The sequence below is a fragment of the Pseudomonas sp. App30 genome (genome assembly GCF_047947025.1).
Taxonomy (GTDB): domain Bacteria; phylum Pseudomonadota; class Gammaproteobacteria; order Pseudomonadales; family Pseudomonadaceae; genus Aquipseudomonas.
Map to the genome: position 1 here is coordinate 4,028,401 of NZ_CP133165.1, position 22,100 is coordinate 4,050,500.

Sequence of the window (22,100 nt, forward strand, 5' to 3'; positions counted from 1 at the left end):
GGGCGCGGCGGCAGTCGGGCAGGTCATTCGATGCTGAACGGGAAGTACTTGTCGTTGATCTTCTTGTAGGTGCCGTCGGCCTTGATTTCCTTCAGGGCGGCGTTCAGTTTCTCACGCAGGGCGTCGCCCTTGCGCACGGCGATGCCGATCTTGTCGCTCTGCTCCACAGGCTCGCCCTTGAACTCGTAGTCCTTGCCGGCTGGCGATTTCAGCCACTCGTAGTTGGCGTACTTGTCGGCCAGAATGCCGTCCAGGCGGCCCGAGGTCAGGTCCAGGTAGGCGTTTTCCTGGGTGTCGTACAGTTTCACCTGCACGTCCGGCATGTTGTCTTCCAGCCAGGTGCCCGACAGGGTGGAGCGCTGGGTGCCGATGATCTTGTCTTTCAGCGCGTCCTTGTCCACCTTGAAGTCGACGTTCTTGGCGGCGATGAACTGCAGTTTGTTGGTGTAGTAGGGGTCGGTGAAGTCAACGGCCTGCTTGCGTTCGTCGGTGATGGACATGGACGAGATCAGGAAGTCGAACTTCTTGGCGTTCAGGGCTGGGATGATGCCGTCCCAGTCGGAGGTGACGATTTCGCACTCGACCTTCATCTTGGCGCACAGGGCCTTGCCGATGTCGGCGTCGAAGCCCACGACGTTGCCGCTGGCGTCCTTGCTGTTGAAGGGAGGGTAGGCGGCTTCGATGCCCATCTTCAGGGTGTCGGCCATCACGTTGGCGCTCATCGCCAGGCTGGCGGCAACGGCCAGGATCAATTTTTTGTAAGTCTGCATGCGTGATGCTCCGTTAACGGTTGCTGGACATGAATTGTTTGCAGCGTGCCGACACTGGGTTGTCGAATACTTGATCAGGTGTGCCTTGTTCTTCCACCAGGCCCTGGTGCAGGAACACCACTTCGCTGGACACCTGGCGGGCGAAGCTCATCTCGTGGGTGACCAGCAACATGGTACGGCCTTCTTCGGCCAGGTTGCGGATGACGGTCAGCACTTCCTGGACCATTTCGGGGTCCAGCGCCGAGGTGGGCTCGTCGAACAGGATTACTTTAGGCTGCATGGCCAGGGTGCGCGCGATGGCCGCGCGCTGCTGCTGGCCGCCGGACAGCTGGTTGGGGTACACGTGGCGCTTGTCGGCGATGCCGACCTTGGCTAGCAGCGCCTCGGCCACTTCAATGGCCTCGGCCTTGCTCTGGCCCAGCACGCGGCGCGGCGCCTCGATGATGTTGTCGAGCACGGTCATGTGCGGCCAGAGGTTGAAGTTCTGGAACACGAAGCCGATTTCCCTGCGCATGCGGTTGATCTGGCGGTTGTCGGCCGCCACCAGCTCGCCGTTGCGTGCAGCTTTGAGCTTGAGCTCTTCACCGGCCACGAAGATCTGCCCCTCATGGGGGTTCTCCAGCAGGTTGGTGCAGCGCAGCAGGGTCGACTTGCCCGAGCCGGACGAGCCCAGGATCGAGATCACGGCGCCTTCCTGGGCGCTCAGCGAAACGCCCTTGAGCACCTCAAGCTGTCCGTAACGTTTGTGCAGGTTGCGGATTTCCAGCGCGGGCGTGGCCTGGGCCATGTGCGGTCCTCATCTATACGGTTGCGTTCCCGCCCTGAAGCGGTGCGCCAAACTAGCATGGCGCCGCCGTTATGGCAGTGGGCACGGGCACGGGGTGTCGCATGGCTGTAGCGGCATGTCGCCGACCAACGCCCATGGGGCCCGCGCGCAAGCGGGTGCGCGTGAAAAAAGGCGCGATGGTGCCAGTTTTGGCCGCCAATGGAAAGTAACCATTCATTAAACCGACCGGTGTGCACTGTGCCCAGTGACGTCCGTTGGTTGCACGTTTTTGTCGTAAAAGGCCATGCCAGGTTGCACCTTTGGTTGCACTTAAATTGTGCATTGGTGTTACCGAAGTCAGTTTTTGGTGCGACATTTCGTCCTGTTATTGTGTAGGCCGGTAACCCTTGGTTACAGGTGTACCGAAATGTCATTTTGATCAAGGGCTTGACCAATAGGGCTCAAAAGGCCGTCCTAGCGCTTTGGCATCACCGGTGAAAGGTTTTGGCGCAATATTTGCGTCAAAAATCCTCAACGGCATGTTGCATTCCCACAACACGGGTAGGTGTAACGCCAATTGCTGGACCGAACGCTATTCTTTGCATAGGTAGTTTTATGAGCAATAAGCACAACCACAACGACCTCGGGTCGGGGCTCAAACAGCGTCACGTCACCATGCTGTCCATCGCCGGCGTTATCGGCGCCGGCTTGTTCGTGGGTTCCGGCCACGCGATCGCCGAGGCCGGCCCTGCCGTGCTGCTGGCCTACGCTGCTGCCGGTACGCTGGTAGTGCTGGTAATGCGCATGCTGGCCGAGATGGCCATCGCGCAACCAGACACCGGTTCGTTCTCCACCTACGCTGACCGCGCCATCGGCCACTGGGCCGGTTTCACCATCGGCTGGCTGTACTGGTGGTTCTGGGTACTGGTAATCCCGCTGGAGGCCAACGCCGCCGCCGGCATCCTGCATGCCTGGTTCCCGGACATCGCCGTGTGGGTGTTCACCTTGCTGATTACCCTGGTGCTGACCGGTACCAACCTGCTCAACGTGAAGAACTACGGTGAATTCGAGTTCTGGTTCGCGCTGATCAAGGTAATCGCCATCATCGCCTTCATCATCCTGGGCGCTGCTGCCGTGTTCGGTTTCGTGCCGGGCAGCCAGGTCAGCGGTGTCAGCCACATCGTCGACACCGTAGGCTTCATGCCCAACGGCCTGGGCGCCGTGGTTGCAGCCATGCTGACCACCATGTTCTCGTTCATGGGTACCGAGATCGTCACCATCGCCGCTGCCGAATCGAAGGATCCGGGCAAGCAGATCACCAAGGCCACCAACTCGGTGATCTGGCGGATCTTCCTGTTCTACCTCGTGTCGATCTTCCTGGTCGTGGCCCTGGTGCCGTGGAACAACCCAAGCCTGCCGGCCATCGGTTCGTACCAGACCGTGCTGAACCTGATCGGTATCCCCAACGCCAAGATGATCGTTGACGTGGTGGTGCTGGTTGCCGTGACCAGCTGCCTGAACTCGGCGCTGTACACCTCCTCGCGCATGCTCTACTCGCTGAGCAAGCGTGGCGACGCGCCGAAGATGGCCCAGCGCACCAGCAAAGGCGGCACCCCGTACTGGGCCGTGCTGCTGTCCACCGCTGCTGCCTTCCTGGCCGTGTTCGCTAACTACGTTGCCCCGGCTGAAGTGTTCGACTTCCTGCTGGCCAGCTCCGGCGCCATCGCGCTGCTGGTGTACCTGGTGATTGCCGTGTCGCAACTGCGCATGCGCAAGCAGCGTGAGCAGAAGGGCGAGAAGGTCGAGTTCAAGATGTGGGCGTTCCCGGTGCTGACCTGGGCGGTGATCGTGTTCATCGTGGGCGTGCTGACCGTGATGGCCATTCGTGTCGACCACCGCATCGAGATCGTTGCCACCGGCCTGCTGACCATTGCCGTGGTTGCGGCCGGCCTGCTGGTTGACCGTCGTCGCAAGGCCCTGCCGCAAGGCCAGGCGGCGTTCGGCAAGTGATGTGCGGTGCTTGCTGACGCGGCCTGCGGCCGCTGCTACAGGTAACCCGTAGCAGCGGCCAAAGGCCGCGTCCAAGGCCCACAAAAAAGCCGCTGCCAGCAATGGCAGCGGCTTTTTTGTGGGCGGCGTTCAGGAGAATTTCACTAACCGGCAGGCATACTGGGCCTTTCAACTCGAACCGTGCCCAGCCCCATGAAGCAGATCAACACCGCGCTCCTCGACGAGCTCACTGCCCGCGCCCAGCAGTCCCCACGCCTGCGCGCCCACCACAACATGCACCCGCAATTGGTCGACCCCACCCAGCGCCTGGCCGTGGCCATGGAGCCGGGCACCTACGTGCGCGCCCACCGCCACCCGCACACCTTCGAGCTGTTGCACTCGCTGCGTGGGCGTTTCGTGGTGCTGCATTTCAATGACGCGGGCGAGGTGACCGACCGCGTGGTGCTGGGCGAAGAGACGAAGATGGTCGAGACCCCGGCCGGCGTCTGGCACGCGGTGTTGTCGCTGGACGAGGGCGCGGTGATTTTCGAAGTGAAGGACGGCGAGTACACGCCGATCCCCGAAGAGGACTACATGCCCTGGACCGTCGCCGAGGGCGAGCCTGGCATGGAAGCGATCATCGCCTGGTACGCCACCGCCCAGGTCGGCGACCGCTTCCCAGGCCTGTAACCCGCACCCATCCCCACGCGCGTGGGGCTAGCGCGACACCCGCAGCGGCGAAGTGCTGACCTGCACCGTCGCGTCGCTGAGCGGCTTGTGGGGCAGCCTGGCCAGCGCCGCCAGGAACGCCTCCGGGTCTTCGGTGGGCAGTTGCGCCAGCTCGGCCTGGTCGTGCTCCCACCAGCGGCTTGCCAGCAACTGCTCGCGCAGTGGCTCTTCGAAGCGGAAGCGGATCATTTTCGCCGGTGAGCCGGCGACGATGGCGTAGGGCGGTACGTCGCGGGTCACCAGGGACTGGGCGCCGATCACCGCGCCGGTGCCGATGCTGATGCCCTCCATGATGATCACGTCGCGCCCCACCCACACGTCATGGCCAATGGTGGTGGGTGTCACGTCCCAGTGCGCCGGCGGCGACGGCAGCGCCTCCAGGCGTTGGTCGATGAGCGCGACGTTGGTGGACAGCCAGTGCATGGGGTGCTGCTTGCGGTTCTGGCCGATGACGCAATTGGTGCCGATGGAGCAGTAGCGGCCAATGCTGCTGACGTCGCGCAGCTCGGTATTGCTGACGATGTCGGTGAAGGCGCCGATGCGCAGCTCCTTCGAGAAGACTTTCACCGTGTGCAGCTTTACGTGGCGTTCCAGGGTGAGCTTCACCTTGCCGCGCAGGCCGCGGGTGCCGCAGTCTACGCGGCAACGGTGTTGGCGCAGGGCGCGCTTGAGGGTGTGGTCGAGCCAGATGCGTTTCAGCAGGTTCATTATTGTATTGGTTCTGTTACTGGGCAGAACGCGAATACTGGCGTGCCGGCGCGCACCACGCAAGCGCACAACCGTAACCGGAAGCAGCGCCAGGTCCTGTGGGAGCTGGCTTGCCAGCGAGCTGTTGAGGCCCGAAAAGCTCGCTGGCGAGCCAGCTCCCACAAAGGCGTGGGGGTATCAGGCAGCCTGGGGCTGGATGTGCAGGTTGCCGTCGATGTCCTTCACCAGGCCGCTGGCCAGGAACAGCGGTACCAGGCGCTTGTGCAGCTCTGGCTCGACGAAGCCCTTGATGGCGGCCAGGTCCAGGATCGCGCCGTTGCCCAGCTCGGTCTTGGTGTACGACAGCCAGGCCTTTTTCAGCACCAGCAGCACGTCGCTGCCGGCAGTCAGCGCGTAGCGGCGGTTCAGCGCCTGGCCTTCGAGGTTGAAGGTGTGCTGGAACTCGTAGCCGGTTTCATCGCCACTGCTGGCCAGGCAACGCACGCAGGTGCACGTGCCGTCGCCAAAGGCGGCGCGCAGGTAGCTGTTGAAATCGGTGACGGGCTTGAGCGACAAGCGCTTGTCTACTTCAAACAGGTCCCCGGTCATTTTTTCCTGGGTGCTCATGGTCAATTCCTCGTCGTTCGGTTGCACAGGCGGTGCACGATACCAGCCGAAGACGGGGAGTGCTGCCAAACATTAGTACATCAGGGTGAACAGGCCCTTGCCGCCTACCTTGTAGTTCAGGTCGTGGGGGCGCTCGCCCATGGGCTTGGCGCCGCTGCCGCCGACGATCTTGTAGGGCGCGATATTCTTCGCCACCAGGGTGTTGGCCGTCACCACGGCGCCGCGGCCGATGCGCACGCTGTGGCCGATCAGGGCGCGGGTGGCGATCCAGGCGTAGTCGTCGATGTGGATGGGCCCCGACACCGACCAGAACTCGGGGGCGGTAAGGTCATGGCTGCCGGCGATGATCAGCACGTGGGAGGCGATGGCCACGTGGTCGCCGATGATCAGCCCGGCGCGCGCGTCGATCTGGCAGTGCCAGGCAATCACGCTGTCGTTGCCGATGACCAGGTTTTCCACGCCCAGCACTTCGGTGTTGCGCCAGATGGTCGAGCCCTTGCCGATCTTCGCACCCCCTAGACGCAGCCAGGCCAGGCGCACGTTGTGGCTGGGGATCTTGTTGATGATGATGTTGTAGGTCTGCTCCCACACCCGCAGCCAGCGGTCCTTGAGGGTCGCCCAGTTCTTGCCGTAGCGCGGCACCAGGGTGGTGGGGATGTCCTGCCGCAGGCGCTGGTACAGGCGCTTGGCCAGGGGGTCGTCGATGGTGGTCTCGATATTCACCGAGCAGATGCTGTAGCGCGCCTGCTCACCCTCGCCCTCGGCGAACAGCACGTTGTTGCTCATGCCCCATTGGTAAACCGCTTTCAGCCGGTCGAGGGTGACGCCCAGTTCCTCGGCCAGCGAGGGCAAGCGTTCGGGGAGGTCGGTAGAGTGGAAGATGCGATGTTTCATGCCTGACAGTCCTTTGGGCGCCCACCAGTGGTCGTTTGATGAGGGCAGGCGATCCTGCCTCATGTTTGGGGTCCATCAGCAGCCAATGCGGAGCGGTAATGGCAAAGGGCCAAACAGCGGCAATCTTAGCCCAGAACGGGGCCTGGTGCCGCCCACCGTGTGTCGGCATTTATACGAGATCGAAGAATCGCAGACAACAAAAAACCCGCACTAGGCGGGTTTCTTGTGGCTTTCAGGTACTGCGTACACCACCTGAAAGCGGAAGGTGGTGCCCAGAGACGGAGTCGAACCGCCGACACGAGGATTTTCAATCCTCTGCTCTACCGACTGAGCTATCTGGGCAACGGGGCGCATTAAAAGGCTTTTTCGACCTTGCGTCAAGCACGATCGCAAAAAATTTTTAATTAATTCCTCCGCTTACGTATTTCCGGGCTCATTCGCTCGGCGGCACGTAGCCTTCGGCCTGGGCGTAATCCTCCCCGCTGAAGAACTTGTCCATTTCGCCCTGCAGGTATTTGCGGTCTTCGGCGTTCATCATGTTCAGGCGCTTTTCGTTGATCAGCAGCGTCTGGTGCTTCTGCCAGTCGGCCCAGGCCTTCTGCGAAACGTGTTCGAAGATGTCCTGGCCCTTGGCACCCGGGTAGGGCGGGCGCTCAAGGCCTGGCAGCTCTTCTTTGTACTTGCGGCACATTACGGTGCGGGTCATGACAACTCTCCTGCATTCAAGGCATCGGCCGCGCGTTTGAGCAGCTTCTTCACCGGGGCGGCAAGGCCCAGGCGCGGCGGGGTGGCGAGGTTATACCAGAGCCAGTCGGCCTCGGCCACGTGGTGGGCCGACTCTTCGACGTGCACCAGCCACGGCGCGATGGCGAGTTGGAAATGGCTGAAGGTGTGCGTCAACGGCTCCAGGGCCTTGGGCGCCGCCATCACCAGGGCGTGCTGGGCGGTGAGGTGCTCGATGTCCTCGTAGCGGTCCAGCTCGGGGAGGCTCCACAGCCCGCCCCACAGGCCGCTGGACGGCCTGCGGTAAAGCAGGATGGCGCCCTCGCGGTTCATCAGCAGGGGCATCAGCGTGTGCTTGAGCGGCACGGCCTTCTTCGGCTTGGGCACCGGGTAGCGAATCTCCAGGCCCAGCATGTGCGCCTGGCAGCCCTTTTCCAGTGGGCACAGCAGGCAGCTGGGCTTGGTGCGGGTGCACAGGGTGGCGCCCAGGTCCATCATCGCCTGGGTGTAGTTGTTCACCCGGGTGTGCGGGGTGTAGCGCTCGGCGTTGGCCCACAGCTGCCTGGCCACCTTGGGTTCGCCCGGGTAGCCCTCTTGCGCGGTGTAGCGCGCCAGCACGCGCTTGACGTTGCCGTCCAGGATAGGCGCGCGCAGGCCCATGCTGATGCTGGCGATGGCGCCGGCAGTGGACAGGCCGATGCCGGGCAGGTCGGTCAGTTTTTCAACGTCGCGGGGGAATTCGCCGCCGTACTGCTCGACGACGATCTTCGCGGTCTTCTGCAGGTTGCGCGCGCGGGTGTAGTAGCCCAGCCCGGTCCACAGGTGCAGCACTTCGTCTTCGGGCGCCTCGGCCAGTGCCTGGACCGTGGGCAGCGAGGCCATGAAGCGGTCGAAGTAGTTCAGCACGGTGCTGACCTGGGTCTGCTGCAGCATGATCTCCGACACCCACACCCGGTAGGGGGTGATGCCCTGTTGCCAGGGCAGGTCGTGACGGCCGTTGCGGTCGAACCATTCCAGTACTGCGGTGGAAAATTGCTCTGGGTTCATCGTTTGAACAGACCTTTCAGCGTGTTTTTCAGCTCGGGGCTGACCTTGTCGCCGAATTTTTCTTCCAGTTTTTCGGTGATCCTGTCGCCGGCAACCTTGGCAGCTACCTTGCCCATGCCTTCGCGGTCGATACGGCAGGCCTTGGCCCCCAGTTCGATCGGGCCGCGGCAGCGCAGTGGCCATTCAATGCCGGCGAAACGTTCGTTGACCTGGCAAGCCGGGTCGGGCATGTCGCTCTTGTCGCCGTCCACCACCACGCCCACCTTGTAGTCCATGCCCAGCACGCGCAGGTCGATGTCGCCGTCGCCGTTCACGGTAATGCCGGGGATGCGCACCTTCAGGTCCTGGTTGCTGGCCACGCCGTTGCGCACCACCACGCTGCCCTTGAGTTCCTGGAAGGGCGTGTCCTTGCCGCGCGGGATGCTGCTCAGTTCCTTGCGGTTGAGGGTGGCGATGCCCTGGCACACCTGCTGTTCCAGGTTGGCGTTGACCAGCACGCCGTCGGTGAGGGCGAAGTTGGCGGTGCCGTTGAGGCTGTCGATCAGTGCCTTCTGGCTGTTGCCGGTGCCGGTCAGGTTGCTGTTGAGGGTCATCAGGCCGCGCACGGGGGCGGCCTTGCCGTCCTTGCCCTTGATGAAGTGCTCCACCGGCACCTTGTTCAGCTGGGTCTGCAGCGCCACCAGCGGTTTGTCCGGGCGCACGTCGAGGCTGCCCTTGGTGCTGAAGGTGCCGTCGTAGAGCCCGCCGGACAGGTTTTCCAGGGTAATCAGGCCGCCCTGGCCCTGGGCCTTGAGGCTGGCGTCGTCGATGGGCCACTGGTGCAGGGTGAGCTGGCCGAAGCTCAGGTCGGCGGACAGCTCAAGCTTGCGCAGGCGTTCCACTGGCAACAGCGTGTCGTTGCTCCAGGCGCCCTGGGTGGGGGCGCTGGGCAGTGGGCTGTCGCCGCCACCACCGATGGCCGTGGCCTCGGTGGTCTTGACCTCGGCGTCGCGCGCTGCGCCGGCGCTGGAGGCTTCGGCACTGGTGGGTTTCAGGTAGCGGTCGGCGTTGAACGTGTCGCCCTTGAGCTGCACGGTGATGGCTTGTTTGGCGAAGTCGGTCACCGCCAGGTTGCCGACCAGGCTGCTGCCGTCCAGCTTCACCGCCAGGTTGTTCAGCGCCAAGCTGTTGGGCGTGCCTTCCAGGCGGGTGACCATCTCGAATTGGGTCAGGCTGCCATCGGCCATGGCCGGCAGGGTCTGGTTGAGGCCGTCCATGAACGCGCGCAGGTCCATCTGGGCGATGGAAATGCCGCCGCTGACCTTGGGCTCGGTGCCCAGGTCGCGGGCGTTCAGCTCGCCCAGCGCACGCAGTTGGTTGAACGACAGCTTCAGGTTGCTCCAGTCGGCCACGTTGGCGCCCATGTCGACGTTCAGGTTGCCTTGGGCCGAATAGGTCACGGTCTTGCCTTGCAGCGGGTCGCCGCTGGCTTCGCCGGCCACTTTCATGTCGCTGAACTGGTAGCGCTTGAGCGCGCGCTCCATGCGCAGCTCGCCATTGATTTCGGTGCGTGCGCGCAGGTTGGGCTGGTTGGTGCCCAGGAAGGCGGTGAGCTTGACCGGAATGTCGATGCCGTCATGCACCGCGCCGGTGCTCAGCTGGATGCTCTCGGCGCTCAGCTCGCGGCCGCTCTTGGCGTCGCTGTAATGCACGCGGGCGTTGTTCACGGTGAGGCTGTCGATGTCCAGTTTCACCGGGCGGTCGGCCTTGTCCGGGGCGCCCTGGGTGTCGGCGGCGGGGTTGGCGATGTTGGGGTTCACCACCTCGCCGGGCGCAGGCGCCTTGGGCAGCGGCTTGCCGATGTCCTGCCAGTTGCCGTGGCCGTTTTCGTCGCGGGTCAGGGTCAGGCTCAGGCCTTCCACGCGCACGTCGCTCATCTGCACTTCACGGCGCAGCAGCGGCAGCACGCGCACCGACAGGCCCAGCATCTGCAGGTCGGCGAACGGCGTGGTGGGGTTCTGCAAGGTGGCGATGCTGGCGTCGTGCAGTTCCAGGCCCAGCCAGGGGAACAGGCTCCAGCCGATGTCGCCATTGAGGGTCAGCTCGACGTGGGCCTTGTCGCGGGCCAGCTTGCGGATCTCGTCTTTGTAGTCGTTGGGATCGAAGAAGTGGGTCACGGCGAAACCGAGCGCCACAATGATCAGCAACAGCCCGAGAATACACAGCCCCAGGATTTTGCCGAACGCTTTCATGGGCGAGTCCTTGTAGTGTCGAATTCAAATTTAGCCCGCGAGTATAGCGCCACGGGCCAGGCGGCAGGGTAACCGAGTGGGCAAGTGGGGATTTGCCGCCGGGCGTACCTGTTTCAGCATATTTCTACACCCGGCTGGCTGAACGAGCAGCGCAGTTTCGGCGCAAAAAGCGATATCAGATTGCTTCTACTGTAACCATCCGATGGTAATCTTTCGCCGTTCACCGGTCAGGTTGCGGCTTTTTGTCGCGAAAAACCTGCAGCTGCCGATAAAACGATCGAACGCCAGCGTGCTTCAAGGTCGTGGGCGGCCAAGAGGGCCGTGGACCATAAAAAAATCAAAGGGGTACAACAATGAGCAGCACCATTACTGCTGGGGGAGTCGCGGCCGAACGGCCGGCGTTCTTCTCCAAGGAACGCATCATCGCCAAGCCGGGGTTCAACCGCTGGCTGGTGCCACCGGCCGCCCTGGCCATTCACCTGTGCATCGGCATGGCCTATGGCTTCTCGGTGTTCTGGCTGCCACTGTCCAAGGCCATCGGCATCACGGCGGCCACCGCCTGCCCGGCCGACATGGGCTTTTTCGACCAGGTGTTCTCGTCCACCTGTGACTGGCCGATCTCCATGCTCGGCTGGATCTACACCCTGTTCTTCATCTTCCTGGGCTGCTCGGCGGCTATCTGGGGCGGTTGGCTGGAACACGCCGGGCCACGCAAGGCCGGCACCGTGTCGGCCATCTGCTGGTGCGGCGGCCTGCTGATTTCGGCGCTGGGCGTGTACACCCACCAAATCGCGCTGATGTGGCTGGGCTCCGGGGTAATCGGCGGTATTGGCCTGGGCCTGGGCTATATCTCGCCGGTATCGACCCTGATCAAGTGGTTCCCGGACAAGCGCGGCATGGCCACCGGCATGGCGATCATGGGCTTCGGCGGCGGCGCCATGGTGGGCGCGCCCCTGGCGGCGGCACTGATGAGCCACTTCGCTACCCCTGGCAGCGTCGGCGTGTGGCAGAGCTTCGTGGCCATGGCGGCGATCTACTTCGTGTTCATGCTCGGCGGTGCGCTGTCGTACCGCGTGCCGCCTACCGGCTGGAAGCCCGAAGGCTGGACCGCACCGGTCAAGAAAGCCAGCAACGCGATGATCACCCACCGCCATGTGCACGTCAGCGTGGCGTGGAAAACCCCGCAGTTCGCCCTGGTGTGGCTGGTGCTGTGCCTGAACGTGTCCGCCGGCATCGGCATCCTCGGCATGGCCTCGCCGCTGTTGCAGGAAGTGTTCGGCGGCAAGCTGCTGGGCCTGGACCTGACCTTCAGCCAGCTCAGCGCGGCGCAACTGGCCCAGATCGGCGCCATTGCCGCCGGTTTCACCGGCCTGCTCAGCCTGTTCAACATTGGCGGGCGCTTCTTCTGGGCCTCGTGCTCGGACTTCATTGGCCGCAAGAACACCTACTTCGTGTTCTTTGCCCTGGGCGTGGCGCTGTACGCGCTGGTGCCGAACCTCGGCCACCTGGGCAACATCGCCCTGTTCGTGGCAGCGTTCTGCGTGGTGCTGTCCATGTACGGCGGCGGTTTCGCCACCGTGCCGGCGTACCTGGCCGACCTGTTCGGCACGCAAATGGTCGGTGCCATCCACGGCCGCCTGCTGACCGCCTGGGCCGCTGCCGGCGTGCTGGGCCCGGTGCTGGTGAACTACCTGCGCGAGTACCAGCTGAGCATCGGCGTGGAGCGCGCCGCGGCCTACGACATCACCCTGTACATCCTCGCCGGCCTGCTGGTGCTGGGTTTCCTCTGCAACGCACTGGTGCGGCCGGTGGCCGACAAGCACTTCATGACTGAAGCGCAGTTGGCCGCCGAGCAGGCGCTGGGCCATGACAAGGGCGCCGACGCCAGCACCGTGCTGGAGTGGAAAGCCGCGCCGGGCAGCAAGCCGCTGGCCGTGCTGGCCTGGCTGGTGGTGGGTATTCCACTGGCATGGGGCGTGATCGTGACCCTGCAGAAAACCGCCGTGCTGTTCCACTGATACATCTTCAGGCCCCCTGAAGGGAGCCTGAACCTGTGGGAGCTGGCTTGCCAGCGAGCTTTTAAAGCCTGAAAAGCTCGCTGGCAAGCCAGCTCCCACAAACGCACCGGTCAGTTCATGTCAGCCTTTTGTTTCTGTTTGGCGCCCGCCCGGCCTATAATGTCTGCCTTTTTCGCCCAATGATTTTGCGGAGCTGGTGATGGCCGAACGTAAGGCGTCCGTCGAGCGCAACACTCTGGAAACCCAGATCAAAGCCTCGATCAACCTGGATGGCACCGGAAAGGCCCGATTCGATATCGGGGTACCCTTCCTTGAACACATGCTCGATCAGATCGCCCGTCACGGGCTGATCGACCTGGACATCGAGTGCAAGGGCGACCTGCATATCGACGACCACCATACCGTCGAGGACGTGGGTATCACCCTGGGCCAGGCGTTCAACCAGGCCATCGGCGACAAGAAAGGCATCTTCCGCTACGGCCACGCCTACGTGCCGTTGGACGAAGCGCTGTCGCGCGTGGTCATCGACTTCTCCGGCCGCCCAGGCCTGCAGATGCACGTGCCCTACACCCGCGCCTCAGTCGGCGGCTTCGACGTTGACCTGTTCCAGGAATTCTTCCAGGGCTTCGTCAACCACGCCAACGTCACCCTGCACATCGACAACCTGCGTGGGCACAACACCCACCACCAGATCGAGACCGTGTTCAAGGCGTTCGGCCGCGCACTGCGCATGGCCATCACCCTGGACGAGCGCATGGCCGGGCAAATGCCTTCCACCAAAGGTTGCCTGTAATGCAGACGGTAGCGGTTATCGACTATGGCATGGGCAACCTGCACTCGGTGGCCAAGGCCCTGGAGCACGTGGGTGCCGGCAAGGTCCTGATCACCAGCGACGCCGCGGTGATCCGCGAAGCTGACCGCGTGGTGTTCCCCGGCGTGGGCGCGATTCGCGACTGCATGGCCGAGATCAAGCGCCTGGGCTTCGACGCCCTGGTGCGTGAAGTCAGCCTGGACCGCCCGTTCCTGGGCATCTGCGTGGGCATGCAGGCCCTGCTGGACCACAGCGAAGAGAACGACGGCGTCGACTGCATCGGCCTGTTCCCCGGCAACGTGAAGTTCTTCGGCAAGGACCTGCACGAAGACGGCGCGCACCTGAAGGTGCCGCACATGGGCTGGAACGAAGTCACCCAGAGCGTCGACCACCCGCTGTGGCACAACATTCCGGACCTGGCGCGCTTCTACTTCGTGCACAGCTACTACATCGCCGCCGCCAAGGCTGGCCAGGTAGTGGGCCGTGGGCACTACGGCGTCGATTTCGCCGCCGCGCTGGCCGAAGGTTCGCGCTTTGCCGTGCAGTTCCACCCGGAGAAGAGCCATACCCATGGCCTGCAGCTGCTGCAGAACTTCGCCGCCTGGGACGGCCGCTGGTAATGAGCAAGAAGAAGCCGCCGATCCTCACGCTCACCCCCGAGCAGGAAAACGAAGCCACCACGAAGATCAAGCGCTTCATGGAGGACCGTTTCGAACTGGACCTGGGGTCGTTCGAGGCGGCGGAGATTCTTGAGCTGTTTACCCGTGAAATTGCTCCGCACTATTACAACAGGGCGATTTTCGATGTTCAGGCGCACCTCAAGGAGCGTTTCGAGAGCATTGAAAGCGACCTGTGGGCGCTCGAGAAAAACTGATCTCGAGCATCGCTGAAAAATCGAATTGAAGGTTTGCCAGATGCTGATTATCCCCGCTATCGATCTCAAAGACGGTGCCTGCGTACGTCTGCGCCAGGGCCGCATGGAAGATTCCACGGTGTTCTCCGATGACCCGGTGAGCATGGCTGCCAAGTGGGTGGAGGGCGGCTGCCGCCGTCTGCATCTGGTCGACCTGAACGGCGCCTTCGAAGGCCAGCCGGTCAACGGCGAAGTGGTCACCGCCATCGCCAAGCGCTACCCCAACCTGCCGATCCAGATCGGCGGCGGCATCCGCTCGCTGGAAACCATCGAGCACTACGTGAAGGCCGGCGTCAGCTACGTGATCATCGGCACCAAGGCCGTGAAAGAGCCCGAGTTCGTGGCCGAGGCCTGCAAGGCCTTCCCGGGCAAGGTCATCGTCGGCCTGGACGCCAAGGATGGTTTCGTCGCCACCGACGGCTGGGCTGAAGTCAGCAGCGTGCAGGTCATCGACCTGGCCAAGCGCTTCGAAGCCGACGGCGTCAGCGCCATCGTCTACACCGACATCGCCAAGGACGGCATGATGCAGGGCTGCAACGTGCCGTTCACCGCTGCCCTGGCCGCGGCCACCAAGATCCCGGTCATCGCCTCCGGCGGTATCCACAACCTGGGTGACATCAAGGCCCTGCTGGACGCCAAGGCCCCTGGCATCATTGGCGCCATCACTGGCCGTGCCATCTACGAAGGCACCCTGGACGTCGCCGAAGCCCAGGCGTTCTGCGATTCCTACAAAGGCTGAGGACTGACCCATGGCGCTGGCCAAACGCATCATCCCTTGCCTGGACGTGGACAACGGCCGCGTGGTCAAGGGCGTGAAGTTCGAGAACATCCGCGACGCCGGTGACCCGGTGGAAATCGCCCGTCGCTACGACGAGCAGGGCGCGGACGAAATCACCTTCCTGGACATCACTGCCAGCGTCGATGGCCGTGATACCACCCTGCACACCGTCGAGCGCATGGCCAGCCAGGTGTTCATCCCGCTGACCGTGGGCGGCGGCGTGCGCACCGTGCAAGACATTCGCAACCTGCTCAACGCCGGTGCCGACAAGGTGTCGATCAACACCGCGGCCGTGTTCAACCCCGAGTTCGTCGGTGAAGCCGCGCAGCACTTCGGTTCCCAGTGCATCGTGGTGGCCATCGACGCCAAGAAGGTCTCCGGCCCGGGCGAGACCCCGCGCTGGGAGATCTTCACCCACGGCGGCCGCAAGCCTACCGGGCTGGACGCGGTGGAGTGGGCGATGAAGATGGAAGGCCTGGGCGCCGGCGAGATCCTGCTGACCAGCATGGACCAGGACGGCATGAAGAACGGCTTCGACCTGGGCGTCACCCGCGCCATCAGCGACGCGCTGGGCATCCCGGTGATTGCTTCGGGCGGCGTCGGCAACCTGCAGCACCTGGCCGACGGCGTGCTTGAAGGCCACGCCAGCGCCGTGCTGGCGGCCAGCATCTTCCACTTCGGCGAATACACCGTGCCGGAAGCGAAGGCGTTCATGGCCAAGCAGGGCATCGTCGTCCGCTGATACAGGCTGTGGGAGCTGGCAAGCCAGCTCCCACAGGTTTAACGATTTGTGGGTAATGGCAAATTGCCTTAGTGTTGTATTCGACAGCCATGGATTTGGGGCTCGACTCTCATGAAGCGTTTTGCATTCGCCTTTCTCGCCAGTGTCAGCCTGTCGTTTGCCCTGGGCGCCCGCGCCGAGGTGCCAGCCGACTACTCCATGGTGCTGCTGACCGAGAATTTCCCGCCGTACAACATGGCCGCCAACGGCAAGAACTTCGCCCGGGAAGAGAACATCCAGGGCATCGCCGCCGACGTGGTGCGCGAGATGTTCAAGCGCGCCGAAATCCCCTACAGCATGACCCTGCGTTTCCCCTGGGACCGCATCTACAAGCTGACCATGCAAAGCCCTGGCTACGGCGTGTTCGTCACCGCGCGGCTGCCCGAGCGCGAGCAGGCGTTCAAGTGGGTGGGCCCCATCGGGCCTGACGACTGGATTCTGCTGGCGCGTGCCGACAGCAAGCTCAAGCTCGACAGCCTGGCCCAGGCCCGGCGCCTGAAGATAGGCGCGTACAAGGGCGACGCTATCGCCGAGACCCTGACCCGCGAGGGCATGCACCCGGTGATCGCCCTGCGTGACCAGGACAACGCCCAGAAGCTGCTGGATGGCGAGATCGACGTGTGGGCCACCGGTGACCCGGCCGGGCGCTACCTGGCGCGGCTGGAAGGGGTGAGCGGGCTCAAGACGGTGTTGCGCTTCAACAGCGCGCAGCTGTACCTGGCGCTGAACAAGGACACCCCGGACGAGGTGGTGGCGCGCCTGCAGAAGGCGCTGGACCAGATGCGCAGCGAAGGCATCGTCGACGACATCATGTCCCGTTACCTTTAACCCCGCCCCGTAGCAGCTGCCGAAGGCTGCGTCCGTGCCCATCATTGCGGTGCCCCGGGACGCAGCCTTCGGCAGCTGCTACATCCTGTGGGAGCTGGCTTGCCAGCGAGCTGTTGGGGCCTTAAAAGCTCGCTGGCAAGCCAGCTCCCACAAGACAGTTGCTGCTACGGGACGGGTGTTGGAGCGGGTGCTGGCGCTGGCGCTGGCGCTGGAGCCGGGGTATAGGTGCCCCCCTTGCCATGCGCCGGCATCGCCCGGTTCGAGCGCACGGCAATCATCTGCCGCACCGGAATCCAGTCGATGCCCTGGCCCTTGAGGTCGGGCAGCTCGCGGGCCAGCACGTCCATGGTCACCGGGTAAGGGTGGCCGATCACTACCACCGAGCCGAACTTCTGCGCATGGGCAATGGCCGTGTGCAGCTGCTTGGCCACGGCCTCGGGGGTGCGCACGTCATCCAGGAAGACGTCCCGCGACACGTGCGCCAGGCCGATCTCCTGGGCCTTGGCCGCGGCCACGGTGGCGGCGCTGGTGCGGCTGTCGACGAAGAACAGGTTGCGCTGCTGCAGCTCGCCCATGAGCATGGCCATGGCCTCGGGCTGCGAGGTCATCTTGCTGCCTTCGTGGTTGTTCATGCCGGCGGCGTAGGGCACGGCCTTGAGCGCCGCCTGCAGGCGCGTGCGCAGTTCGTCCATGGGCAGGTCGGGGTGCCAGGCGAACGGCCCGGTGGCCGGGTCCATGGGCATGTGCACGATCACCGTCTTGCCGGCCTTGTGCGCCTCGCGGGCGAAGTCGGCGGCGTGCGGGGTGTCGGGCATCACCGCCAGGGTGACCGGGCCGGGCAGCGCCAGGGCGCGACGGTCCCGGGGCAGGTTCTGCCCCAGGTCGTCGATGATCAGCGTGAAGTAGGCCTTGCGGGGCTTGGCGTCGCTGCTGCCCGGCGTGGCGTGGGCCAGGCCGGACAGGCAGCACAACAGGGCGAGGAATACAGCGCGTAGAGGCATCACTTGTTACGGGTGACGCTCAGGCCCTTGAGCAGCGACAGCGCCTGGCTCAACTGGAAGTCGCCGTCCTGCGGGCGGGCCTTCTGCTTGCCGATCGGCGCCTGGCCGGACGGGCGATCCTTGCCGCCGTTGCCGTTGCCCAGGTGACCCTGCAGGTCGGCTTCCTTGAAGTTCTCGTTGTCGGCGGTGTCGTTGGTGACCTTGCCCTGGCGCACGGTCACGTCAGGCACGATGCCCTGGGCCTGAATGGAACGGCCGTTGGGCGTGTAGTACAGCGCCGTGGTGATCTTCAGCGCGCGGTCATTGTTGAGCGGCAGCACGGTCTGCACCGAGCCCTTGCCGAAGCTGTCGGTGCCCATCAGCACGCCACGCTTGTGGTCCTGCAGGGCGCCGGCGACGATTTCCGAGGCCGAGGCACTGCCGCCGTTGATCAGCACCACCAGCGGCACGCCGTCGCTTTCGTCGTGGCCGGTGGCCGAGAAGCGCAGTTCGGAGTTGGCGATGCGGCCCTTGGTGTACACGATCAGGCCGCTGCTGATGAAGTGGTCCACCACTTCCACGGCCGCCTGCAGCACGCCGCCGGGGTTGTTGCGCAGGTCCAGCACCAGGCCGTTGAGCTTCTTGCCGTTGTCCTTGCGCAGCTTGGCCAGGGCCTTGGAGACTTCCTCGCCGGTCTTGACCTGGAATTGGGTGATGCGGATGTAGCCGTAGCCGTCTTCGAGCAGCTGCGCCTTCACGCTCTTGACCTGGATGACAGCGCGGGCCAGGGTCACGTCGAACGGGTTGCCGCCGTTGCGCACCAGGGTCAGGGTGATTTTCTCGCCGATCTTGCCGCGCATCTTGTCCACGGCCTCGGTCATGGACTGGCCGCGGGTGGGCTGGCCGTTGATCTTCACGATCAGGTCGCCGGCCTCGATGCCGGCGCGAGTGGCCGGGGTGTCGTCGATGGGCGAGACCACCTTGATCACGCCGTCTTCTGCGCCCACTTCAATGCCCAGGCCGCCGAATTCGCCGCTGGTGCTTTCCTGCAGCTCCTGGAAGTCTTCCGGGCCCAGGTAGGCAGAGTGCGGGTCAAGGTTGCTGAGCATGCCCTTGATGGCGTTTTCCAGCAGGGTCTTGTCGTCCACCGGCTCCACGTAGGCGGCCTTGATGCGGTCCATCACCTCGGCGAAGGTGCGCAACTCGTCCAGCGGCAGCGGTGCCTTGGCCGGGTCGGCGGCGGCCGCGGCGGGTGCCGGGGCGGTCGTGGTGGTGGCGGCCAGGTGCGCAGGCTCCGCCGCACGGGCGAGGGGGGCGCCGATCACCACGGCGATCGTCAGGGCCAGCGAGGTAAGGCGGGGCAAGTGCAGCATGACGAACGAACTCCTGATTCTGGTTTTGCGCCTTTCGGGGCATTGGCGCGCCGTCATTCACGACGGCCTTGACGCCCTTGTTGTGGTGCCGACTTCAGCCGCGGCACCATTGCGAAGGATCGCTGGGGCGACCTTGCTGGCGAACGGCAAAATACAATGCCGAGGTGTCCTGCCCACCACTATTGCCAACCGTCGAGATAGCCTCGCCGGCCTTCACGACATCCCCGGCGCCCTTGAGCAGGCTCTGGTTATGCCCGTACAACGTCAGGTAGCCATCGCCGTGGTCGAGAATCACCAGCAGCCCGGCACCGCGCAGCCAATCGGCGAACACCACGCGGCCGCCATGCACGGCATGCACCTGGGTGCCGGCCGGTGCACTGATCATGACACCATCCCACTTGGTGCGGGCGTCATCACCGCGAGTTTCACCAAAGCGTGCCAACAATCGACCATCGACAGGCCACGGAAGTTTGCCCCGGCCTGCAGCAAACGGCCCGCCGTAGCTGGCGCCGCCACTGGAGACTAGTGCACCCGGCGTGGTTTTGGCACGTTTTGGCGCGTCATCGGCCTTGGCCTGGGCGTTTTCACGCTGGCGCTGCTTCTCGGCCTCCTGGGCCGCCAGCAGGGCTTTCTGCCGTGCTTCCTCGGCTTCGCGGGCCTGGCGGGCCAGGGTTTCCTCGATGGTCTTGAGCACCTTGGCCAGGTCTTCCTGGTCCTGCTGGCGCGCGGAAAGCTTCTGGTCCTGCTGCTTGTAGCTGTCGTTGAGCTTGGCCAGGGCGGCCTGGCGCTCCTTGCGGACCTTGTCCAGGTCCTGGCGCTGGCTGTCCAGGCTGCTTTGCTGGGCCAGCAACGCCGCCTGCTGGCCGGCGATGTCCTGTTCGACATTGGCCAGCTGGCGCAGGGTCTCGTTGAACTGCTTGAGCTGCGCCATGCGCGCGGTGCTCATGTAGTCGTAATAGGTCAGCGTCCGGGCGAATTTCTCCGGATTCTGCTGGTTGAGCAACAGCTTGAGGTATTCCTGGCGGCCGCCCTGGTAGGCAGCGCGGGCCTGGATGGCGATCAGGCGCTGTTGTTCAGTCTTGCTTTGCTGGAGTTGATCTTTTTGCTGGGCTAGGCGATCCAGCTCGCCTTGGGTCTTTTTTAGTTCCGTTTGCAGGGCCTCCACCTGCTTCTCCAGCTTGCCCATCTGCGTTTCAGTTCCGCGCAGGTCTTTCTGCACGCCGTTCTTTTGTTCCTGTACCTGGCTGAGTTGTTTTTTCAGCTCGGCGATGTCCTGCTTGGTGGCGTCCAACTGCTGTTGGGTTTGCTCACGGTCGTCGGCGTAGGCCGTACTCAGCAGGCCGGCTAGGGCTAGGGCTATCAGTGCACGAAGCATGGGGGTGGGCGATACCAGTGTGGAGACGGGCCTAGTATGCCCGCCGCGGCTTGCAAAAAAAACGTCCGTGCGGCAACTGCCGGTCGTTTCATCCAGGGCGCGGGGGCAGGGCGCTGGCACCGGCCCCCGCGCAGTGAGCTTAGTCGTCTACCAGAATCGAGTGGCCAGTCATTTCCTCAGGCTTGGCCATGTTCAGCAGGTGCAGCATGGTCGGCGCCACGTCGGCCAGCACGCCGCCTTCGCGCACGTGCACCTTGCGTTTGCCGACGTAGATGAACGGCACCGGCTCCGTGGTGTGCGCGGTGTGCGCCTGGCCGGTGGACTCGTCTTCCATCTGCTCGCAGTTGCCGTGGTCGGCGGTGATCAGCGCTTCGCCGCCGACCTTGTCCAGGGCTTCGACGATGCGGCCCACGCAGGTGTCCAGGCATTCCACGGCCTTCACCGCGGCTTCCATGATGCCGCTGTGGCCGACCATGTCGCCGTTGGCGTAGTTGACCACGATCACGTCGAAGCGCTGGTGTTCGATGGCGTCGACGATCTTGTCGGTAACCTCGGGGGCGCTCATTTCCGGCTGCAGGTCGTAGGTGGCGACCTTCGGCGACGGGATCAGGATGCGTTCTTCGCCCGGGAACGGCTCTTCGCGGCCGCCGGAGAAGAAGAACGTCACGTGGGCGTACTTCTCGGTCTCGGCGATGCGCAGCTGGGTCTTGCCGTTGTTGGCCAGGTATTCGCCCAGCACGTTGTGCAGGCTGCCGGCGGCGAAGGCGGCCGGGGCCGGGATTTTCACCGAGTACTGGGTCAGGCCCACGAAGCCGGCCAGCTTGGGCTGGCGCTTGCGCGGGAAGTCGGCGAAGTTGTCTTCGACGAACACGCGGGTGATCTCCCGGGCGCGGTCGGCGCGGAAGTTCATGAACACCACGGCGTCGCCGTCCTCCACCTGCACCTGGTCGCCAATGCGCGTGGCCTTGACGAATTCGTCGTTCTCGCCGCGCTCGTAGGCAGCGTTGAGGCCGTCCACGGCGGTGGCGGCGGTGTATTCGCTGGTGCCGTCGACAATCAGCTCATAGGCCGCGCTGACGCGGTCCCAGCGGTTGTCGCGGTCCATGGCGAAGTAGCGGCCGATAATGGTGGCCGTGCGGCCCTTGCCCAGGCGGGCGAAGGTCTTGTCCATCAGCTCCAGCGGCGCCTCGGCGCTTTTGGGCGGGGTGTCGCGGCCGTCGAGGAAGGCGTGCAGGTAGATCTTCTCGGCGCCACGCTGGGCGGCCAGCTCGGCCATGGCCACGATGTGGTCCTGGTGGCTGTGCACGCCGCCGTCCGACAGCAGGCCCAGGATGTGCACGGCCTTGCCGGCGCCGACGGCCTTGTCCACGGCGGCGCAGATGGTCGGGTTCTCGAAGAACTCGCCGTCACGAATGGCCTTGGTCACGCGGGTGAAGTCCTGATACACCACGCGGCCGGCGCCCAGGTTCATGTGGCCGACCTCGGAGTTGCCCATCTGACCGTCGGGCAGGCCCACGTCCATGCCGGAACCGGAGATCAGGCCATTGGGCATGGTCTGGGTCAGGCGGTCCAGCGTGGGCTTCTTCGCCGAATAGACAGCATTGTATTCGTGGCTTTCGCTGTGACCGAAACCATCCAGGATGATCAGGACCAAAGGTTTAGGCGTGGTTGTCATAGATCCACTCGCGGCTATGTCAGATGGAAAAGGAGAAGCGTATTTTAGGGCATAGACGCCAAGGCTTGCGAATAACCTTCATCAATCGCACTTATGAAGCACAGA

21 protein-coding genes and 1 tRNA gene are annotated in these 22,100 nt (G+C 64.1%); 9 read left to right on the forward strand and 13 right to left on the reverse strand.

Annotation, left to right across the window (positions count from 1 at the left end):
* Positions 1-23: 23 nt before the first annotated feature.
* Both RAM80_RS18865 and RAM80_RS18870 read right to left on the reverse strand, forming a co-directional pair.
* Positions 24-770, reverse strand: coding sequence for an ABC transporter substrate-binding protein (locus RAM80_RS18865; protein ID WP_416421974.1), 747 nt, complete (start codon positions 768-770; stop codon positions 24-26).
* Positions 771-783: 13 nt separating this feature from the next.
* Positions 784-1,557 (reverse strand): ABC transporter ATP-binding protein, encoded by a 774-nt coding sequence (locus tag RAM80_RS18870; RefSeq protein WP_416421975.1) that lies wholly within the window; start codon positions 1,555-1,557, stop codon positions 784-786.
* A 594-nt stretch (positions 1,558-2,151) separates the two neighbouring features.
* Between RAM80_RS18870 and gabP the strand changes: the two genes are divergently transcribed.
* Together gabP and RAM80_RS18880 are read left to right on the forward strand one after the other, a co-directional pair.
* Entirely contained in the window at positions 2,152-3,546 is a 1,395-nt protein-coding gene (gabP, locus tag RAM80_RS18875) for a GABA permease (protein WP_416421976.1), read from the forward strand.
* Between the two features lie 192 nt (positions 3,547-3,738).
* A complete protein-coding gene (locus tag RAM80_RS18880) occupies positions 3,739-4,215 on the forward strand; it encodes a WbuC family cupin fold metalloprotein (protein WP_416421977.1) in 477 nt (158 codons plus the stop codon).
* 27 nt (positions 4,216-4,242) lie between these two features.
* Here the strand turns inward: RAM80_RS18880 and RAM80_RS18885 are convergent, their stop codons facing one another.
* From RAM80_RS18885 to RAM80_RS18915, 7 genes are all read right to left on the reverse strand, one after another.
* Positions 4,243-4,962, reverse strand: a complete 720-nt coding sequence (locus tag RAM80_RS18885) for a CatB-related O-acetyltransferase (protein WP_416421978.1) — start codon at positions 4,960-4,962, stop codon at positions 4,243-4,245.
* Positions 4,963-5,139: 177 nt separating this feature from the next.
* Positions 5,140-5,568 (reverse strand): hypothetical protein, encoded by a 429-nt coding sequence (locus RAM80_RS18890; RefSeq protein WP_416421979.1) that lies wholly within the window; start codon positions 5,566-5,568, stop codon positions 5,140-5,142.
* Positions 5,569-5,640: 72 nt separating this feature from the next.
* Entirely contained in the window at positions 5,641-6,462 is an 822-nt protein-coding gene (locus RAM80_RS18895; RefSeq protein ID WP_416421980.1) for an acyltransferase, read from the reverse strand.
* 266 nt (positions 6,463-6,728) lie between these two features.
* Positions 6,729-6,804, reverse strand: a tRNA-Phe gene (locus RAM80_RS18900).
* A gap of 91 nt (positions 6,805-6,895) precedes the next feature.
* A complete protein-coding gene (locus RAM80_RS18905) occupies positions 6,896-7,168 on the reverse strand; it encodes an oxidative damage protection protein (protein ID WP_008367870.1) in 273 nt (90 codons plus the stop codon).
* Complete coding sequence (gene mutY, locus RAM80_RS18910; protein ID WP_416421981.1) at positions 7,165-8,232, reverse strand: A/G-specific adenine glycosylase; 1,068 nt, start codon at positions 8,230-8,232, stop codon at positions 7,165-7,167. The genes RAM80_RS18905 and mutY overlap by 4 nt, the downstream gene beginning before the upstream one ends.
* Positions 8,229-10,463, reverse strand: a complete 2,235-nt coding sequence (locus RAM80_RS18915; protein WP_416421982.1) for an AsmA family protein — start codon at positions 10,461-10,463, stop codon at positions 8,229-8,231. The genes mutY and RAM80_RS18915 overlap by 4 nt, the downstream gene beginning before the upstream one ends.
* A 353-nt stretch (positions 10,464-10,816) precedes the next feature.
* On the opposite strand from RAM80_RS18915, the gene RAM80_RS18920 reads away from it, so the two are divergent.
* The 7 genes from RAM80_RS18920 to RAM80_RS18950 all read left to right on the forward strand — a co-directional run bounded on the left by RAM80_RS18920 (position 10,817) and on the right by RAM80_RS18950 (position 16,592).
* On the forward strand, positions 10,817-12,481 hold the full coding sequence (locus RAM80_RS18920; protein ID WP_416421983.1) for an OFA family MFS transporter: 1,665 nt from the start codon (positions 10,817-10,819) through the stop codon (positions 12,479-12,481).
* 199 nt (positions 12,482-12,680) lie between these two features.
* Complete coding sequence (hisB, locus tag RAM80_RS18925) at positions 12,681-13,274, forward strand: imidazoleglycerol-phosphate dehydratase HisB (RefSeq protein ID WP_008367877.1); 594 nt, start codon at positions 12,681-12,683, stop codon at positions 13,272-13,274.
* Complete coding sequence (gene hisH, locus RAM80_RS18930; protein ID WP_416421984.1) at positions 13,274-13,912, forward strand: imidazole glycerol phosphate synthase subunit HisH; 639 nt, start codon at positions 13,274-13,276, stop codon at positions 13,910-13,912. Before hisB ends, hisH begins: the two co-directional genes overlap by 1 nt.
* Positions 13,912-14,166 (forward strand): DUF2164 domain-containing protein, encoded by a 255-nt coding sequence (locus RAM80_RS18935; RefSeq protein WP_416421985.1) that lies wholly within the window; start codon positions 13,912-13,914, stop codon positions 14,164-14,166. The genes hisH and RAM80_RS18935 overlap by 1 nt, the downstream gene beginning before the upstream one ends.
* Positions 14,167-14,206: 40 nt before the next feature.
* Positions 14,207-14,944, forward strand: a complete 738-nt coding sequence (gene hisA, locus RAM80_RS18940) for a 1-(5-phosphoribosyl)-5-[(5-phosphoribosylamino)methylideneamino]imidazole-4-carboxamide isomerase (RefSeq protein ID WP_416421986.1) — start codon at positions 14,207-14,209, stop codon at positions 14,942-14,944.
* Between the two features lie 10 nt (positions 14,945-14,954).
* Positions 14,955-15,725 carry an imidazole glycerol phosphate synthase subunit HisF gene (gene hisF, locus RAM80_RS18945; protein WP_416421987.1) on the forward strand — a complete coding sequence of 257 codons (771 nt, stop codon included), beginning with the start codon at positions 14,955-14,957 and terminating at the stop codon, positions 15,723-15,725.
* Between the two features lie 111 nt (positions 15,726-15,836).
* Positions 15,837-16,592 carry a substrate-binding periplasmic protein gene (locus tag RAM80_RS18950; RefSeq protein WP_416421988.1) on the forward strand — a complete coding sequence of 252 codons (756 nt, stop codon included), beginning with the start codon at positions 15,837-15,839 and terminating at the stop codon, positions 16,590-16,592.
* Between the two features lie 164 nt (positions 16,593-16,756).
* Here the strand turns inward: RAM80_RS18950 and RAM80_RS18955 are convergent, their stop codons facing one another.
* The 4 genes from RAM80_RS18955 to gpmI form a co-directional block, all read right to left on the reverse strand.
* A complete protein-coding gene (locus tag RAM80_RS18955) occupies positions 16,757-17,593 on the reverse strand; it encodes a divergent polysaccharide deacetylase family protein (protein WP_416421989.1) in 837 nt (278 codons plus the stop codon).
* A complete protein-coding gene (locus RAM80_RS18960) occupies positions 17,593-18,945 on the reverse strand; it encodes a S41 family peptidase (RefSeq protein WP_416421990.1) in 1,353 nt (450 codons plus the stop codon). Before RAM80_RS18960 ends, RAM80_RS18955 begins: the two co-directional genes overlap by 1 nt.
* Before the next feature lie 94 nt (positions 18,946-19,039).
* A complete protein-coding gene (locus RAM80_RS18965; protein WP_416421991.1) occupies positions 19,040-20,320 on the reverse strand; it encodes a murein hydrolase activator EnvC family protein in 1,281 nt (426 codons plus the stop codon).
* 139 nt (positions 20,321-20,459) lie between these two features.
* Positions 20,460-21,995, reverse strand: coding sequence for a 2,3-bisphosphoglycerate-independent phosphoglycerate mutase (gene gpmI, locus RAM80_RS18970; protein WP_416421992.1), 1,536 nt, complete (start codon positions 21,993-21,995; stop codon positions 20,460-20,462).
* Between the last annotated feature and the right edge of the window lie 105 nt (positions 21,996-22,100).

Coding starts and splice junctions, on each gene's coding strand:
- RAM80_RS18865 (WP_416421974.1), bottom strand. CDS start 770: ATGCAGACTTACAAAAAATTGATCCTGGCCGTTGCCGCCAGCCTGGCG.
- RAM80_RS18870 (WP_416421975.1), bottom strand. CDS start 1,557: ATGGCCCAGGCCACGCCCGCGCTGGAAATCCGCAACCTGCACAAACGT.
- gabP (WP_416421976.1), top strand. CDS start 2,152: ATGAGCAATAAGCACAACCACAACGACCTCGGGTCGGGGCTCAAACAG.
- RAM80_RS18880 (WP_416421977.1), top strand. CDS start 3,739: ATGAAGCAGATCAACACCGCGCTCCTCGACGAGCTCACTGCCCGCGCC.
- RAM80_RS18885 (WP_416421978.1), bottom strand. CDS start 4,962: ATGAACCTGCTGAAACGCATCTGGCTCGACCACACCCTCAAGCGCGCC.
- RAM80_RS18890 (WP_416421979.1), bottom strand. CDS start 5,568: ATGAGCACCCAGGAAAAAATGACCGGGGACCTGTTTGAAGTAGACAAG.
- RAM80_RS18895 (WP_416421980.1), bottom strand. CDS start 6,462: ATGAAACATCGCATCTTCCACTCTACCGACCTCCCCGAACGCTTGCCC.
- RAM80_RS18905 (WP_008367870.1), bottom strand. CDS start 7,168: ATGACCCGCACCGTAATGTGCCGCAAGTACAAAGAAGAGCTGCCAGGC.
- mutY (WP_416421981.1), bottom strand. CDS start 8,232: ATGAACCCAGAGCAATTTTCCACCGCAGTACTGGAATGGTTCGACCGC.
- RAM80_RS18915 (WP_416421982.1), bottom strand. CDS start 10,463: ATGAAAGCGTTCGGCAAAATCCTGGGGCTGTGTATTCTCGGGCTGTTG.
- RAM80_RS18920 (WP_416421983.1), top strand. CDS start 10,817: ATGAGCAGCACCATTACTGCTGGGGGAGTCGCGGCCGAACGGCCGGCG.
- hisB (WP_008367877.1), top strand. CDS start 12,681: ATGGCCGAACGTAAGGCGTCCGTCGAGCGCAACACTCTGGAAACCCAG.
- hisH (WP_416421984.1), top strand. CDS start 13,274: ATGCAGACGGTAGCGGTTATCGACTATGGCATGGGCAACCTGCACTCG.
- RAM80_RS18935 (WP_416421985.1), top strand. CDS start 13,912: ATGAGCAAGAAGAAGCCGCCGATCCTCACGCTCACCCCCGAGCAGGAA.
- hisA (WP_416421986.1), top strand. CDS start 14,207: ATGCTGATTATCCCCGCTATCGATCTCAAAGACGGTGCCTGCGTACGT.
- hisF (WP_416421987.1), top strand. CDS start 14,955: ATGGCGCTGGCCAAACGCATCATCCCTTGCCTGGACGTGGACAACGGC.
- RAM80_RS18950 (WP_416421988.1), top strand. CDS start 15,837: ATGAAGCGTTTTGCATTCGCCTTTCTCGCCAGTGTCAGCCTGTCGTTT.
- RAM80_RS18955 (WP_416421989.1), bottom strand. CDS start 17,593: ATGCCTCTACGCGCTGTATTCCTCGCCCTGTTGTGCTGCCTGTCCGGC.
- RAM80_RS18960 (WP_416421990.1), bottom strand. CDS start 18,945: ATGCTGCACTTGCCCCGCCTTACCTCGCTGGCCCTGACGATCGCCGTG.
- RAM80_RS18965 (WP_416421991.1), bottom strand. CDS start 20,320: ATGCTTCGTGCACTGATAGCCCTAGCCCTAGCCGGCCTGCTGAGTACG.
- gpmI (WP_416421992.1), bottom strand. CDS start 21,995: ATGACAACCACGCCTAAACCTTTGGTCCTGATCATCCTGGATGGTTTC.